This window comes from Thermoprotei archaeon, assembly GCA_038881895.1.
Classification (GTDB): Archaea; Thermoproteota; Thermoprotei; order Gearchaeales; family WAQG01; genus JAVZOV01.
Map to the genome: position 1 here is coordinate 26,856 of JAVZOV010000002.1, position 16,991 is coordinate 43,846.

Below are 16,991 nucleotides of genomic sequence, written 5' to 3' on the forward strand. Positions count from 1 at the left end.
ATATTTTAAATACTTTGCGGTATGATTTAAATTTAAAATTAATTATAAAAAATAAAATTAATTTTAGATTATTTTATATCCTATGCCTTGTAGATTGTTGCATAATAGTTTCCAGCGAATGCTGGATTATAATACCATCCATGTATCCATGTGCGTTCAAAATGAATCACTACTGGTTGTGAAAGCCAAATGTATATATAATCATCATTAACCATCTGTACTATTTGTTTTATTAAAGCAGCACGTTTAACAGGATTGAATTCCTTCGATTGCTCATCTATGAGTTTATTAACCTCAGGATTATTGTATCCAATTCTTATTGGAAATGTCCCCTTCTCTCCATGAGCAAACGGTACCAGGTAATCATCTGGATCAATATAATCTGGAGCCCATCCCAAGAAGAATATTGGAAGTTGTCTAGCTCGTAGTTTAGCTAAGAACTGAGGCCATGCAAGTGGCACAACTTGAAGTATTAACCCCACATTCATGCTATTTATTGCACTAGCCAACAATAACGCTGCTTTTTCACGGGCAAGGTTCCCAGCATTATAGTATATTGTCAACGTCTTAGGTTTATCTGGTGATAAACCAAGTTCTTTGGCAGCTTCTGTAAGTAGTTCTTTAGCTTTGGTAAGGTTATATTGATATGTAGGTATCGTTGGATCATAACCAAACATACCTTTAGGCACTGCACCATTAGGTTGTATAGCAGCACCTTTCAAAACTTCCTTAATGAAAGTATTATAATCGAATGCAAAAGCGAAGGCCATTCTAACTTTTTTATTCTGGAATGGCTGGAATGGGTCAATCTTACCAGTCTCATTTCTAATAGCCATGTTAAGACCAATAAAGTTAATGACAAATGTTTCAAAAGGTCCTACAGCTCTTACATCGCTCCTTATAGGAACCACACGCTTTTCATTAAGCCATACGTTCATATCAATGAATTGGTTCCAGTAATCAGCAGGAAGATAGATCATATCAGCAACACCGTTAATTAAATCAAGAATCCTTGTGTTATGATCAGTAACAGTTTTAATAATGACATATTTGATCTTTGGCTTTATATCTCCCCTTGGTCCACCCCAATAGTTTGGGTTTACTTCAAGCGTTACAACACCACTTTCCCATGATTTTACTTTAAATGGACCTGTACCCGCTTCGGCATGCCTATCCATCCAATCATTGTGCTTTCCAACTTGAACGCCACCGTGAGCTTCAACATAAGTTGGTGATACGATGGATGCAACAGTGAATGCCATTACTGATATGAATGGTGAATATGGTCTATCTAAGTTTATTCTTACTGTGTATGTGTCTAGTATTTCTATCGGTTTTTGCGCTCTCCAAGCGTCAACATCAGCTTGTGTGGCGTTACCGTTCCAGATCTTCTCTAACAATGCCCCAGCCCCACGAATAACATCAAGCATCCAAGCCGGACCGTCAGGATCACCTATTATTATTGCGCGCTCTAATGAATATTTTACTGCTGTAGCATTGAATGGTGTTCCATCATGGAACTTAATGCCCTTCTTCAAGTAAAAAGTATAACTCATACCGTCACTAGAAACTTCCCACTTTTCAGCAAGCCAAGGAATAAATTGAGTAGCGCTAGTACCATTATACCATACCAAAGTCTCATAAGTATTCTGTAGAACTTCACCGCCTGCAGTTTCATAATCTACCGCTGGATCAAGATAGTCAGGCTCACCAATACTTTCTACCACTACAGTATCTGGATTTGGTATCGGAGGCGTTGTTGTGGTGGGTGTCGTGGTTGTTGTAGGTGTTGTTGTGGTTGCGGGTGTGGTTGTTGTAGGTGTTGTGGTTGTTGGTCCTAGTTGTAAGAAAACTGCTGCTGCGCCTGCAATTATAATTATTACAATTATAATTATTACGGCTGTTACACGACTAATTGCGCGTTTATTCATAACGCCTCAACAAAATAAATAGCTCTAGAAGTATTTATTTTTATCTAATAATTATCAAATGTGCGTAAGTTTAAGGATGATGTTTAACTGACTCAATACACACTAAGTGGAGTGTAGTTCTTAGTATATGTGGATAATTTCGGTAATTATTGTGCCAACTATTAATGCGGAACAAAGTATTGTTAAATGTAAGTTAGATGTTTTAAATAGTTTAATTGAATTTGTTTGTGTTGGTTGCTTTATAAATTTCATACTTAGATAAATCACGTAGATTGCTAATATGATTGCTGATGTAAGATATATTATATTGTTTGGCATTAAAGGATATATTAATAATGAGAAGACTGATGTCAGTATGTTACTCAAAGTTATCGCTTTAACCGTGGTTTCTGTTGAATAGACTACTGGTAGCATTGGTATTTTGGCGTTTAAGTAATCTTCTTTAAATTTGAGTGCAAGGCTCCAAAAGTGTCCTGGTGTCCAGATAAAAACTAATAGTGCTAGGATGATGGCATTTAATGTAATTGAACCTGCTGCGCTACTACCAGTTAATGCAGCAAAACTTCCTGCAAACCCTCCTATTACTATATTTAAAGGTGTGCGCCTTTTAAGTAGAATAGTATATACATATAAATATGTTAATGCTCCCAAAGCTATGAAAATACTAGTCATAAATCCAAACCAAATATATGCTATAATTAATGACAACATCGTTAACAGAATACCGGTTATAAGAACTGATCTCGCTTTAACTCTGCCAGCAGCTAATGGTCGTTTCATTGTCCTTTTCATAATCCTATCTATCTTTCTATCCAAATAATTATTAAGCATTGCAGAACCACTTGAAGATAACACACCAGATGAAACTAATACGCCTAATTTGGGGATATCATTCAATTCAAGATTTTTAAGAGATGAAATATAAGCGGCAACCGAGACTAAGACAAGAAGAAAAACTATACCAGGTTTAGCTAATTTATAGTAGTCAAGCAATAAAGATTTATTCATAATTAAACCTCCATATAGATCTCAAAGACTAATGAAAAATTGCTTTATATAAAATTAATAGATTGATAAATTTTTTGATAAGAAACTTTTAAAATGAGAAGCTATGTTAATATATAATATTTTTTATAATTGAGAGCTTTTATCCTTCTAGAATGAAGAATGAAGCTTATACACCCAATAATTTAAACAAAAGATGATGCTTTTAGTATCAAACATCTAGGATCAGATGAAAGTAATAGAATACGTAATGAAGTGTCTTGACTTCCAGAAGAATCAGAAGTTGACAATACATATGAGTAAGAATGGTGGGTTGATTAGTTGTTTCTGAATGGATATGTTATATAGGTGTTGCATCTTTAGTTTTGGATAAACAATATGGGCCCTGTCTCACATAGTGAAACTCTTGATGTGTTGTCTCCTACTGTTAGTGGCAAAACTCTTCATGAACCTCTAGTAATAAAGGTGAATAGATGAAAACTCATGAATCCCACAACGATTATAGATCTAACCTATAGTTAGCCGCTGAAAATGAGGAGTAATTATAAATCTATGAACAGTTCTAAAGGAATTTCATTCTTCAAAATGAGGAAAAGGTCAGTGGACCAAAATATAAGAGTACGATGACTATTAGTAAAATCTAAATAGTTCTGAATAACTATTAGTTGTGATAAGATATGATGATAAAGCGTTTGAGCTTAATAATGACATTATCAATATATGTATTAATGCTTTTAGGTTCTTATACGTCTGCTAGTGGCTCAGGATTGGCGTGCCCAGACTGGCCTTTATGTCCTATCGATTTCACAAACAGATTTATTATAATTGAGTTTATACATAGAATGTGGGCGATCATTACTTTTACAATTACTATCTTGACGATATTGCTAATAATTAAAAATCATTACATCCCACAGAAAATTAAAAAAGGAACAATAATACTTTTCATTGTTTTTATTATACAGATATTTTGGGGAGCAGTAGCAATATTTCAACGCCTAAATCCCTTAATAGTAGCAACTCATCAAGGTTTAGCAGCATTAATATTTGCATTGGCAGTATACGTTACTACGTTACTACATGCAAATACAAATCAAAATTAAAAAAAAATAAATTATAATTTAATTAACAAGTATCTTATTTCACTATAAATTGACCGAACATACCATTGTGTGCATGATCACCAACGTGACATACATAATAATATGTTCCTGGTTTGTCTGCAGTGAACTGAATCACTGTGCCATGGTAAATTCCGCTAGGTTTCTCAAACTGTATTCCGCGAAGGGGATCAGGGATCGAAGAACCGTTAAATGCAAAGGTCATGTATTCTGGTGAATCCAAATTACTTGGATATGGTGGAGGTGTTTTAATTACTGAAAAACTATGAAACTCAGAATCGCCACCATTAATGAATATAATTTTCACGTTTGCATTTACAGGTATAATCAATGTCGGATTTATAAGACCAAAGACCACAAATCTGTCCTCATATTCCTCGCCTAATTCTGGTTCTGCTGTTACTACTATTGATATTTTATCATGTGTAAATCTTATTGTGTTATTTTCAATAAAGATTTCAGCATATGCAGGTTTCAAATCCATTAAGTACATGAGATCATTCTCTGTTATATTGAAATTCGTATTGGGTGGAATGTTTAGGTAGGAAATGAGGGGTTTTTCTATTGGAGTAGTTGTCACTTTTTGTGAAGGATAAACGGATAAAACGTATGTTGAGGTTGTTATTGCAGTTATTGACAATAAAATTGCTAATATGCTTAGTACTTTTTCTGCGTTCATAAGCATTCTGGCTGAATATGTTCTTTCAGTAATATAAATATTATATGTGAACATATACCATTAGTTATTTGATATTAGAAATTTCTAATAATAATTATATAATCATATATTTAAACACAAGATTATGACAGACTTAAATGTCTATTTATACTTTATTATCGAATATGTTCTATGATTTTTCTTTTATAGAAGTTCGTGCAAATAAAAACTGGTGTTTTAAATGTTGTTTGTTGTATTATCCCCGAGCACAATTCGATGGCAATCGCTTTTTAACTTATATTTAATATCTGCCCTTATAGTAATGAGTATTGTGTTTGCTTGGTTTGTTTATGTCATTATTAGATATAGACGTCATTCAGAACCATCCGATGCTCCTAATTTAGGTTCATTTCCATCGGAAAGAGGAAGTATAAAAATAGCACTAATAATAGCTATTCTCTTAGGTATACTTTTTTTAGGGCTTACTGTTGAGACTGTTGGCACTCTTAATTTCATACAAAATATTCCAAATAATCCGGATAGCCTTCATATAAAAGTCATAGGTAAGCGATTTGAATGGACCTTTGTGTATCCAAATGGAACTACAACAACTAAACTCATAGTTCCAGCTGGAAAAGTTGTTGTATTAGAAATCACCAGTGTTGATGTATTTCATTCATTTGGTATACCTGCACTTAGGCTTAAAGCCGATGCAATTCCTGGCAAAATTAATTACCTATGGTTTAAGGTTGATCAGAAGGGAACTTATATGATAAGATGTTATGAATTATGTGGGACAGGTCATGCAGCAATGATTACCGATTTAGTCGTTGTGTGAGGTGATCAAATTTTATGAGTGACCAAAATTCTTCCGTAAAAAATAAAAACAACATGAACAGTAAAATACGTGAATGGTTATTCACGACTAATCATAAAAATATAGGTATACTCTACTTCATAACATCTATAATCTTCTTTTTTGTGGCAGGAACATTGGCATTACTAATGAGAACTCAATTGGCTATACCAGCTAATAATTTTCTAAATGCTGATGAATATAATCAAGCTGTGACCATGCACGGATTAGTTATGTTACTTTGGTTCATTTCTCCTTTAGGGACGGCATTTGCAAATTATTTTATTCCATTGCAGATCGGTGCTAGAGATCTAGCGTTTCCTAGACTTAATGCAATGAGCTATTGGCTCTATTTGTTTTCAGGTATAGTTGCAGTTTCAGGATTTGTTCTTGGAGGAGCCGCGGATGTTGGTTGGACATACTACGCACCACTAACAGCAGTAAAATATAGCCCAGGACCTGGCGTAACACTTGGTGCAGCTGCTATAGCTATGCTTAGTGGTTCTGTGACGATGAGTACTATAAACTTTTTGGTAACAATTATTAAAATGCGCGCACCAGGCATGAAATTAATGAATCTTCCACTTTATACATGGTTTATCTTCTTTACTCAAGTATTAATGTTAGTTGTATTTCCACCACTACTTGGTGCAGTTATCATGTTACTTTCTGATAGGATCTTGGGGACTACATTCTTTAGTTCTGTTGGAGCATCAATAATTTGGGACAATCTTTTCTGGTTCTTTGGTCATCCCGAAGTCTATATAATATTGCTTCCTGGTTTTGGTATTATCCCAGAGGTTCTGAGCGTTTTTTCACGTAAACCCTATTATGGAAAGAAAATTATTATAGCATCTTTAGCAGCTGGCACAATCTTAAGCATGAGTGTCTGGGGTCATCATATGTACGCTACTGGTGTAAATACAGAATGGAGAGAGTTTATGAATATAACTACTGAAATCATATCTATACCATTTGGCCTTATTACCCTTTCTTTCATAGCAACGTTAGTGGGAGGTTCTATTAGATTCAAAACACCCTTGTTATTTGCTTTAGGTTCGATATTTCTCTTTATAGTAGGAGGTTCTACAGGTGTTTTTCAATCGTCAGTGCCTCTTGATTTACAATTTAGAGGAACATACTGGGTTGTTGGTCATTTCCACTATGTCATGGTGGGAGCTACACTCTTTGGTTTGATTGCGGGCATGTATTATTGGTTCCCAAAAATAACTGGGCGGCTTTATAACGAAAAGCTTGGTAAAATACACTTCATACTGTCATTTATTGGATTTAACATTCTCTATGGTCCAATGTTTCTCCTAATTGATATGCCTAGGCGGATCTGGACTTACCAACCTAATACTGGATGGGGTGATTTAAACTTAATTGCTACCATAGGAGCATTTATCTTCGGGCCTGCTCAGCTTATCCTTGTATATAACCTTTATAGGAGCAGGAAACACGGGGAACCTGCAGGTTCCAATCCATGGGGAGGATGGACTCTTGAATGGGCCACAAGTTCGCCACCACCTCCTGAAGATTTTCCGGGAATTCCCGATTTAAGTAGTGGCACCCTTCGTTTTATACAACTGGATGGTTCAGGAATTACTGAAACATATGGTAATCATCATAATCATTTAAGTACTTGGCCTGTTATACTTGCAATATCTACAGCCTTATTCTTATTTGGAGCCAGTTTATCACCGTTAAACTTTATTGGTATTGTAATACTTTTTGCAGGTGTAATAATTGGTTTTTATGCGCTCATAGGTTGGGCTAGAGATGATATGCACGAACGTTTTAAGATTCCTGAAGAACCTATGAGAGAACAGTGGCCATTTGGAAAAACGGATAGAGTAAAGCTTGGTATGTGGATTCTCATATTTGGTGAAGCATTACTATTCGGAACACTAATTAGTACATATGCCTATTACAGGTATATAGATATATCATCATGGCCTGCACCAGGCACTGTGCATAATATATCTATAGGTATGATTAATACTTTAATACTTCTCACTAGTAGTTTCACGTTAGTAATGGCATTAGCATTTGATAGAGCTAACAATTTACGTGGTGTACGTATTAGCTTATTATTAACGTTCTCTCTTGGACTATTGTTCATAGTAATTAAAAGCTTTGAGTGGAGCGAATTATTTAGAAATGGGTTTGTATTTTCGAGCGGTTTACCTGCATCGACGTATTTCATAACCACCGGCACTCATGGCGCTCATGTGATCGCAGGTCTAGCTGGACTGCTCTATTTAATAGTGAGAACTTTTAAAGGTCATATAAAGCTTAGCACACTTGAAAACTTCGGCATATACTGGCATTTTGTGGACATTGTGTGGGTCTTTCTCTTTCCGCTATTCTATCTATTATGAGGTGGTATTATGAAATCATACATAGTTGTATACATAATATTAATTCTAGTAACACTGCTTGAAGTTTCTCTAACTATTGGTATTTTTAGTTATCTAATAGCATCAACCATGATACTTATTCTCGCAAGCATAAAAGCACTACTCATAGCATTATTTTACCAGCGTCTTAAATATGAAGTTGATCCTCTAAGATTAATACCACTTACAGCTTTTATAGTAATCTCAGGTCTTTTAGTAGCTATAATTACTTCAGTAATTTCAATATCATTTTCCTAACATAATAGAAATGAATGCGAAAATTGTCAAAGATGAATCCAAACATGTGTGTCATAAAACTTAATCAAAATAACTAACCTATATAAGGTATTTTGAATAAAAATTAATTAAAGATAGATAACTTTATTAAATAAGTTGCATAATGAAATCAATGATGAGAACTAGTATTACGTTTTTTTATGATAAATGTTGGGCTTCGATTATAGTAACTCAATATAACTTAGTAGTCAGATTATTGTCAATGGACATCAAAAATTTATCAAGTGGTTTTGCCAGCGAATATGCAGAAATTATAGGTAATGAGCAAAACATAACAAAGGCTCTTAAGTTGTTAAAAAATTATCCTGATATAATCGATTATGAGATAATAAGGAAATATTCAGATGGGCAACGAGTTTTAATTAAAATTGATTTATTATTACCTCAATGCCCGCTCTTCAGAGTGATGCGCATATTTTCTAAAGAAAAAAGCTTTCCCATTATAGAGAGAGTAAGGTATGACGGATCTCTTGAGTGGAATATGAACATTAATCATAAACGTACAGCAAAAATAATAATAAACAAACTTAAAAAAATGGGAGCTGATCAAATTGCTATAAAATTTAAAAATGAAAAAGAATTAGCCTCCAAATCATTCTATATACTGAAATATGCATATGAACGCGGTTATTTTGATGTGAAACGAAAGATTACTCTAAAAGAATTATCAAGCGAGCTCAACATTCCTGCGAGCACATTGGACACAACACTGAGAAGGGGTATAAAGAAGATCATGGACGAAGTAGCTAAATGATGTTCCTTCCAATAAGTTGTAATTGAAAGCTTTATACTGAGAGACTGGTTTACTCTTGTTTTAGTAAAATTTGCTAAGAAATATTTTATGATGTACTTGAAGAGTATTGTGCTTATCGTAATGTGATATTCAGATGAAATAATAATCCTGTTCCTAGAGCAGTATTTTGAATATTTAAAAATAAAATATATAATAATTTTTAATATATTTTAGTTAGATTTAAATTTGTGTTACGTTTTGGTAATTACGGTGTTTTAACAATGAACTCTAATCCTAGTAATGAAGAAAAAATTTCACGTCGCACGTTCGTGAGAATGATATTGGTTGCGTCAGGAATGTTGACCATAGGAGCTTTCACTCCATTAATTTCTTATTTAGGAGAGCGTGTTACATCAGTACAGGCTCAAAGTGAAGTAAAAATTGGAAATTTAAATGATTTAACTAAGTTAGCTGATCAGGCAAATCCTCCCATCGCAACAAGCATATTTATTTATCCTCCGGAACCTGATGCCTATTATACTGATATGCTTATTGTACGTAAGACGCCAGATCAAAGTGGTAATTTAGGTGATTATGATGTAAAAGCATTTAATAGAACATGTGTACATCTTCAATGTCTAGTGAATTATAATCCTAATAATCCAGAATTTGGTCCGGTACTTCAATGTCCATGTCATGGAAGTATTTACCGTCTTACTGATGCTCTTCCCTTAGCAGGTCCAGCTAAATTATTAAATTTGAATCCGTTACCTCAAGTCATACTTAAAATTGTGAAATCAACTGGTGATATATATGCTATTGGCTTTAATGGAAAAATTGTTCTTGGAAGACCTAAAGATCAACCTCTTATTGCGCCAATGGTAGTCTGAGAGGTGTATGATAATGAGTAGCAAAAAGAAAGGTATTTTTAGTTGGATAACTGATCGTATGGAGCGTATGCTTTTTAATGGCGCGAAGTTCATAATTCCTAAAAAACCAACTAACCCATTAGCATACCTAGGTATGCTAACGTTCATGGACTTTCTTTTGTTAGGAATAACAGGAGCCTTGCTCACAATCTATTATACTCCAACTTTTGAACTAAATCTTACTAACAGAACATTTACATCACCTTGGAACAGTGTTAAGACAATTAATGATGTTATAGCATTTGGATATATATTACGTAATATACATTATCATGCATCGAATGCTATGGTATTATTGGCAATTCTGCATCTATCTTATCAACTCTTTTCAGGTCGTTATAAATTAAAAAATGAACTTATTTGGGTAACAGGTGTTGTATTTGGATTAATAACTATTCTTGAAGCTTACAGTGGTTATGATCTAATTGTTAATGTGAGAGCACAGTTAGCTATGAACGTAGGAAGGGGATTGGCATTGAATACACCTTTTCTAGGGGACACGCTGGCTAATTTACTTTTTGGACCAGGATCATTATCTAGCATGGTAATTCATCTTTATGCGTTTCACATATTCCTATTACCGTTTATAATGGTTTTATTAGCGATATTTCACTTTCCAAGAAATCTCACATTGGATATACCGATGGTTTCTGTGATAATTGGTATAATATTCATAGTAGCAGGAATATATCCAGTAGAATTAGGATCTCAATTTAATCCATTTTATCCAGCTCCAGTGACCGTTCCTGAGTGGTATCTTACAGCATTATACGCTTTCCTAAGAACAGGATTATCCCCGTTTCTTGTAGGCGTGCTCATACCAACACTTTATATTATAGCAGCTGCAATAATACCATTTCTTGACAAAAGTCGAGGATTTAAAATCTCTGATAGACCACTAGTAATAGCAATAGGTGTCACGGGCCTCGTCCAATTTGCATTCTTCACAATATGGGGTTTTCAAGGAACATATCCATGGATGCCATTAATGCCTCTACCTGGAGAAGAAACATTACTACTCTTCCTAGATCCGATTACAACCTTCGCTGTATGGGGAATGTTAATAGTTATATGCATTCTTACAGTTTACATATATTCTTATAATCAAAAAAGGAAATCAGCAAAACCATTATCCCGTTCAATTAATGATCCAACTAAACCTAAGCAACTTAGCCCAAGAACACTGTTAGTAGGGCTCGTAGGTCTTGTGACACTTCAAGCATTTTTAACAATCGTAACAGTCATGTCTTATATGCTGAACTTACAAAATATAGCACTAATCACACTAGGTAGTATTCTAATAACCTTCGGATTCATATACCATTTCTATAGAATGCTATCATCCTAATGTTTATATAAAATTGAAATATTTTGAAATAATATGTTATAAAATTTTATTTATTTTTTATGATTAATATAAGTCCTATTACAAATATTACAAATGCTATTGCTTCAGCAATTACAATACTTTGATAAACCTCTAGACGTCTACTCAATAGTATAAATTGGTTAGTTACTTCATTAATTGATGATGTGGCTGCTAAACTTAACATTAATCCTATAAAAAGTAATACAAAACCTATACTAAGCTTATTGACGTTCATATTACATCACACACGAAAAGAATTTAGCTAAATAAAAACATTTTGATTAATCATTAATTTTTATATAAAAATATTATATAAAACTTCATGAACCGATTAATAATTCCTGTAATGCGTTAAGTACTTCTTTACCGTGCTGTGCAGCATTAACTTTAGGGAATATTTTTACTATTCTCCCATCTTTATCTATGATAAATGTCACTCGTCTGGCACCAACTAGGCCTTTTACGCCGTAAAGATTTATAACTTTTTTATCAGGATCACTTAGTAAGTTAAAAGGTAAGTTAAATGTTTCAGCAAACCTTTTATGAGACTCGACGGAATCTGCGCTGACACCAAGAACGATAACATCCATATTTCTTAGTTTCTTTAATTCCTTTAACTCATCATACACATCCTTTATACTTTGTGCTTCTAAAGTGCATCCATGTGTAAAATCCTTAGGATAAAAATAAAGTACTACATATTTTCCTCTCAGACTAGAAAGCTTAACATTTTCACCCCTTTGATTTAGTAATTCAAAGTCTGGTGCTTCATCACCTACCCTCGGCATAGACATATTAAACACCACATCAATTGATTAAAGACCAAAAAATTAAACTTTAGTATTTATAATAGTTAAATTCAACAATTTCTAATGTTAACAATTATTTTGTGGAACAATAAAACATTAAAAGTTTTAGATACTTCTAAATTATTTTGAGAAAAAAGCTTCACGTCTAAATTATATCTTTTATTTTGGAATATATTTCAATAAAAAGCCTGCTATAAGAAAAATTATTTCAATTCATTTATCCTTATAGTGTTATTATTGTTCTATAGGTCCAAGGCCAAAACGTTGAGCTAATTCATCAGCATATTTTTGTATTTCAGTTATTAATTCTGGCTTATTAAGTAGATGCTTGAACCTTCCCTGGAGCTTAAGATATTCTATGACTGGTTTTCTTCTTGGCACTGGAACTGTAGTTCGGAACACGCCATTTTCATACTCATAAAGTGGCCAAAGTCCAGTTTGAACAGCCAGTTTACCGATTTTTATTGTAAAAGATGGGTCGAATCTCCAACCAGTAGTGCATGGTATGAGAACGTGAATAAACGCTGGACCATTTACTTTAAGACCCTTTTCTATCTTATTTGCTAAATCAAAAGGATAAGAGGGTACAGCAGTAGCAGCATAACGAACTTTATGTGCTATTGCAATTCCAATGAGATCTTTTTTGAAAATTTCACGACCACTTAATTTTGCACCTAATGGTGTGGTTGTCGTCCATGCTCCGAAGGGTGTTGCTCCACTCCTCTGAATACCTGTATTCATGTATGCTTCATTATCATAACATATATAGAGGAATCTATCACCACGTTCTAATGCCCCGCTCAATGCTTGTAAACCTATATCCGCAGTGCCACCATCACCAGCAAATACTATTATATTCGCATCCTTATTGAGTAATCCTTTCTTTATCATTGCATCGTAAGCGGCCCTTACACCTGAAGCTGTTGCTGCAGCATTTTCAAATGCTAAATGAATCCATGGCACTCTCCACGCTGTGGATGGGTACAGTGTGGTTGATACTTCCCCACATCCGGTTGCATTAACGATTATACTATCCTTTCCGGAGACCTTTAAAACAATTTTCGCTAATATTCCTATTGGACAGCCTGCGCACAAACCATGTCCTGGAGCAAAGTATTCCTCTGTGGGTAGATCTCTAACAGTTCTGTATATCATGGATTCCACCCCCGTAAACCTATATAATAAACAGGTCTTTTTGGTTTTCCTGATATAGCCGTGAGTTGGAGTTCATCAAACATATATTTTATATCGCTTGGAGTGACATCTCTGCCTCCTAGCCCTGCTATGAAATTCACTATTGGGACATCAATTCCATACAACTTCATAATGGCTGCAATTTCCATAAAAACTGGTCCACCTACTGCTCCAGGTGAAACTGCTCTATCAATAATTCCCACAGCCTTTGCATCACTTATTAAATCAATAATTGACTTAATTGGGAATGGTCTAAACAAGCGCAACCTAATGAGACCAGCTTTTATGTTATGTTGTCTTAACTCTCTCACAACATGCCTAGCTGTACCTGAAAGGGCACCCATGCTAACTAAAACAATATCTGCATCGTTAACGGAAGTTTGTTCAACATTACTGTAATATCTACCTGATAAATCACCATACTTTTTTGATACCTCTTCAATAACTGGTAGTGAATTTTCTATAGCGTTAATTTCTTGATACTTTACTTCATAATAGTAATCTGGTGGTGCCAGAGTACCTATACTCACTGGTTCATCAGGATTCAATCTAAAAGGCGGTTTTACTCGCGGAGTAAATTCTTTTACATGCTCATCAGGTAATGTGTCTACCGGTTCGTAAGTATGGGTTAATATGTATCCATCAAAGTTTACCATTACTGGCAATCTTACTCTGAGATCTTCAGCAATTCTGTATGCTTGTATCATAGTATCGTATGCTTCCTGTGATGATTCTGCAAATATTTGTATCCATCCTGTATCTCTTTGATCCATAGCATCACTATGATCATTCCAAATATTAATCGGAGCTGAGACGGCCCTATTGGCTACAGCCATCACGACAGGGAGTCTAAGTGCTGCTGTAATGAAAAGAATTTCATGCATTAGCAAAAGGCCCTGAGAACTAGTTGATGTAAAAACACGTGCTCCTGTAGCTGCAGCTGCAGTAACTACTGACAAAGCTGAATGTTCAGATTCCACAGGAATAAACTCAGCTTGAAGTTCCCCTGTAGCAACGTATTCTGAGAGTTTCTCTACCATAGTAGTTTGCGGGGTAATCGGATATGCTGAAATCACATCAACATCTACTTGTTTTACTGCATACGCCACTGCATAATTGCCAGAGAGAGTTTGTCTAATTTGTTTTAACTTTTGCACTATTTCTCCTCCTCCTTTACCCACATAATAGCTTTAAGTGGACATTCTTGATAACAGATCCCGCAACCTTTACAATGATCATAGTCTATGTAATACTTTTTGCCCTGCTTATAGATTGCAGGCTCGGGGCAAAATACCCAACACAATCCACAATCGGTACACTTATTATAATCTATAACAGGTTTAAAAGTTCTCCACGTACTTGTAATATTTAATTCTGATGAACCAGGTCTTAAGATAGTAGCCCCAGTTTCTACTTCATTCCAACTTGGGAGATTTGAGCCCATTTAAACACCTCCGTTTTTTCATAAGTTTCAATAACAGTATCAACATTACTTTTACCGAAACGAGCATTTACTTCATCCAATATAGATTCAAGCTTTACAATGTTAGTAGCTTTCACTAATGCACCGAGCATTGCAGTATTAGTAATAGCAGACCCAATGTGTTTAAGAGCTATTTCCGTTGCGTTCACAACAGCCAGCTTATATCCACTGAATATTTGTGAAATTTCGTTAATACGTCTGCTAGTATTTAGAACTAAGACACCTCCTGCCTTTAATCCTTGAAGAACAGACTTACTAGAAACCAACGAAGGATCTAAGACAACAACTATATCAGGTTCATAGATTTGTGAACGTATTTCAATAGGTTCATCAGAAATCCTTGTAAACGCTAATACTGGGGCACCTCTTCTCTCAGGACCAAATGCCGCAAAACCCTGAGCGTATTTACCTTCTTTGATAGCGGCTTTTGCCAACAGTTCCGCAGCGGTAACAGCTCCCTGACCACCCCTACCATGAAATCTCACTTCAACTCTCATACCAAGTGTATTAATTTAGAATTCACATATATAGATGTCTAAAATATATAGAATAATAATTTTGCAGTAATATAACTATCATAACTCTAAAATTGAGAACAACTTAAGCATGAGCCTTGCATTGTTAAGCATATTATGATTATTATTAAAGAAAATATAAACACGTTCTGGGCCACTCTTAAGAATACTATATGCAATTTCTTTTAATTCATCCTCGCTATAATCGTGCATATACCAAAAATACCTACCATGCATTCGCAAATAAACAACACCATCGCTCACGAATATACTACGAGGAAGATTAGGTGCATCAACAGAAACAAAAACACATCCGAGATCATTAACAAACTTTGCACCATCATGAGTGAACCAGTCGACAGAACGACCTTCGATAGCAATTCTTGATGAAATACCACTATTTTTAATAAAATTCTTTAACTTACTTTTAACGGCATCAGTAAATCTTAACGAGGGAGGAAGTTGAAATAAATAGAAATCTATTAAAGAATCCATGGGGTCAAATAGTTTTTTAAACTTATTCCATACGTTAAGTCCCTTGTCGTTAAACTTATAAATATGAGTTACTAATCTATTAACTTTAATAGACCATCTTATATTTGAACCCTTTTTAGCCCATGAACTTATTTGATTCGTGAAAGGAAACCTGTAATAACTGGCGTTTAACTCGACAGCATTCAACCCACTTTGCATTACATACCAATCAAATCCATTAGGATTCCAATCATACATCCAACCAGAAGTACCAATAAAAACTTTCACTTCATTCACCAATTATTAGAATAAAGAGAGAAATTAAAATTATTTTGGTATTATTTCAAATTCACAGTATTCATCACCTTTTGATATGCATTTGGTCTCAAATGCTTGACACTCCACCTTAAAATGGTTCGAAAAAAATCCTGCAAGAATACCTCTTGAATAATGACTCTCACTCTTACCCGTTTTACCGACTATACTACATTCCCAGTTATCCCTTACCCTAACAATAGCCTTACTATTAATAGGACTATACTCTACAATCTCAAAATCATTAACCCAACCAGTTGCAATTGCAGTATGCCTTAAAAGTTCTACTACATCCTTAACGCTTGCCCTTCTTATATCATAGAAAAACTCCCATAACTTTTTACCAGTAACATAACCCATATTCCATAACGTTACACCTGCTACTGTTTCTCCAAGCTGTTTGCGTAATCCCACAAAAATTCCCCACCATATAAATTCACTTGTTATAATGCTCTTGATACCACTATACAATGTGATTGGATAATGTGTTATATCTATAAGTACTCCTGGAAATATGGGATCAATTATATCAACCTCTTTTATTCCCTTTAGAGAGAGTAACTTCAATCTGAGGTCAGATGGTTCTATAACTGAGTTTGACATGTCGACGGCAATAAATATATGAGCCATATTATTCTCTAATACATTTATACTGGTCTTTAAATTTATAATGTTAATATTATTTTCGGCGCATGTTCTTCCAACATTACCAATTACACCAATCAGGTTCTCAGTAAAAATGCTGAAGCCATAAATTTTATCTTCAGAGAAAAGTATTACAAATCCTAAATCAAAAGGGAATTTTTTCATGTTTGCGTCTTAAATTCAATATACCAAAAGTATTTATACTTGTTTTTTATATTTTATAATAATGTAGGTAAAAAATAGTTTTTATGATAA

The 16,991-nt window shown here is 34.4% G+C and carries 18 protein-coding genes; 7 read left to right on the plus strand and 11 right to left on the minus strand.

Annotated elements, in window-relative coordinates:
• Positions 1-80: 80 nt before the first annotated feature.
• Complete coding sequence (locus QW128_03205; protein MEM3832593.1) at positions 81-1,931, minus strand: ABC transporter substrate-binding protein; 1,851 nt, start codon at positions 1,929-1,931, stop codon at positions 81-83.
• A 120-nt stretch (positions 1,932-2,051) separates the two neighbouring features.
• Positions 2,052-2,939, minus strand: a complete 888-nt coding sequence (cyoE, locus tag QW128_03210; GenBank protein ID MEM3832594.1) for a heme o synthase — start codon at positions 2,937-2,939, stop codon at positions 2,052-2,054.
• 674 nt (positions 2,940-3,613) lie between these two features.
• Between cyoE and QW128_03215 the strand changes: the two genes are divergently transcribed.
• Positions 3,614-4,039, plus strand: a complete 426-nt coding sequence (locus QW128_03215) for a COX15/CtaA family protein (GenBank protein ID MEM3832595.1) — start codon at positions 3,614-3,616, stop codon at positions 4,037-4,039.
• Between the two features lie 34 nt (positions 4,040-4,073).
• Here the strand turns inward: QW128_03215 and QW128_03220 are convergent, their stop codons facing one another.
• Positions 4,074-4,742 (minus strand): multicopper oxidase domain-containing protein, encoded by a 669-nt coding sequence (locus QW128_03220; GenBank protein MEM3832596.1) that lies wholly within the window; start codon positions 4,740-4,742, stop codon positions 4,074-4,076.
• Positions 4,743-4,956: 214 nt separating this feature from the next.
• Between QW128_03220 and coxB the strand changes: the two genes are divergently transcribed.
• The 6 genes from coxB to QW128_03250 all read left to right on the plus strand — a co-directional run bounded on the left by coxB (position 4,957) and on the right by QW128_03250 (position 11,280).
• A complete protein-coding gene (coxB, locus tag QW128_03225; protein ID MEM3832597.1) occupies positions 4,957-5,553 on the plus strand; it encodes a cytochrome c oxidase subunit II in 597 nt (198 codons plus the stop codon).
• Between the two features lie 14 nt (positions 5,554-5,567).
• The gene (locus QW128_03230) at positions 5,568-7,955 is read left to right on the plus strand and encodes a cbb3-type cytochrome c oxidase subunit I (protein ID MEM3832598.1); all 2,388 of its coding nucleotides are present in this window, start codon (positions 5,568-5,570) and stop codon (positions 7,953-7,955) included.
• Positions 7,956-7,964: 9 nt separating this feature from the next.
• On the plus strand, positions 7,965-8,231 hold the full coding sequence (locus QW128_03235; GenBank protein MEM3832599.1) for a cytochrome C oxidase subunit IV family protein: 267 nt from the start codon (positions 7,965-7,967) through the stop codon (positions 8,229-8,231).
• 154 nt (positions 8,232-8,385) lie between these two features.
• A complete protein-coding gene (locus tag QW128_03240; GenBank protein ID MEM3832600.1) occupies positions 8,386-9,024 on the plus strand; it encodes a helix-turn-helix domain-containing protein in 639 nt (212 codons plus the stop codon).
• 227 nt (positions 9,025-9,251) lie between these two features.
• The gene (locus QW128_03245) at positions 9,252-9,893 is read left to right on the plus strand and encodes a Rieske 2Fe-2S domain-containing protein (GenBank protein ID MEM3832601.1); all 642 of its coding nucleotides are present in this window, start codon (positions 9,252-9,254) and stop codon (positions 9,891-9,893) included.
• Positions 9,894-9,906: 13 nt separating this feature from the next.
• Positions 9,907-11,280, plus strand: a complete 1,374-nt coding sequence (locus QW128_03250) for a cytochrome b N-terminal domain-containing protein (GenBank protein MEM3832602.1) — start codon at positions 9,907-9,909, stop codon at positions 11,278-11,280.
• Between the two features lie 46 nt (positions 11,281-11,326).
• Here QW128_03250 and QW128_03255 read toward each other — a convergent pair whose 3' ends face one another.
• The 8 genes from QW128_03255 to QW128_03290 all read right to left on the minus strand — a co-directional run bounded on the left by QW128_03255 (position 11,327) and on the right by QW128_03290 (position 16,901).
• Entirely contained in the window at positions 11,327-11,536 is a 210-nt protein-coding gene (locus QW128_03255; protein MEM3832603.1) for a hypothetical protein, read from the minus strand.
• 85 nt (positions 11,537-11,621) lie between these two features.
• Positions 11,622-12,095, minus strand: a complete 474-nt coding sequence (locus QW128_03260; GenBank protein ID MEM3832604.1) for a peroxiredoxin — start codon at positions 12,093-12,095, stop codon at positions 11,622-11,624.
• A 249-nt stretch (positions 12,096-12,344) separates the two neighbouring features.
• A complete protein-coding gene (locus QW128_03265) occupies positions 12,345-13,265 on the minus strand; it encodes a thiamine pyrophosphate-dependent enzyme (GenBank protein ID MEM3832605.1) in 921 nt (306 codons plus the stop codon).
• Positions 13,262-14,461, minus strand: coding sequence for a transketolase C-terminal domain-containing protein (locus tag QW128_03270; GenBank protein MEM3832606.1), 1,200 nt, complete (start codon positions 14,459-14,461; stop codon positions 13,262-13,264). Before QW128_03270 ends, QW128_03265 begins: the two co-directional genes overlap by 4 nt.
• Positions 14,461-14,748, minus strand: a complete 288-nt coding sequence (locus QW128_03275; GenBank protein MEM3832607.1) for a 4Fe-4S binding protein — start codon at positions 14,746-14,748, stop codon at positions 14,461-14,463. The genes QW128_03270 and QW128_03275 overlap by 1 nt, the downstream gene beginning before the upstream one ends.
• A complete protein-coding gene (locus tag QW128_03280; GenBank protein ID MEM3832608.1) occupies positions 14,715-15,284 on the minus strand; it encodes a 2-oxoacid:acceptor oxidoreductase family protein in 570 nt (189 codons plus the stop codon). The genes QW128_03275 and QW128_03280 overlap by 34 nt, the downstream gene beginning before the upstream one ends.
• 78 nt (positions 15,285-15,362) lie before the next feature.
• Entirely contained in the window at positions 15,363-16,073 is a 711-nt protein-coding gene (locus QW128_03285) for a DUF72 domain-containing protein (GenBank protein ID MEM3832609.1), read from the minus strand.
• A gap of 30 nt (positions 16,074-16,103) precedes the next feature.
• The gene (locus tag QW128_03290) at positions 16,104-16,901 is read right to left on the minus strand and encodes a V4R domain-containing protein (protein MEM3832610.1); all 798 of its coding nucleotides are present in this window, start codon (positions 16,899-16,901) and stop codon (positions 16,104-16,106) included.
• Positions 16,902-16,991 lie beyond the last annotated feature (90 nt).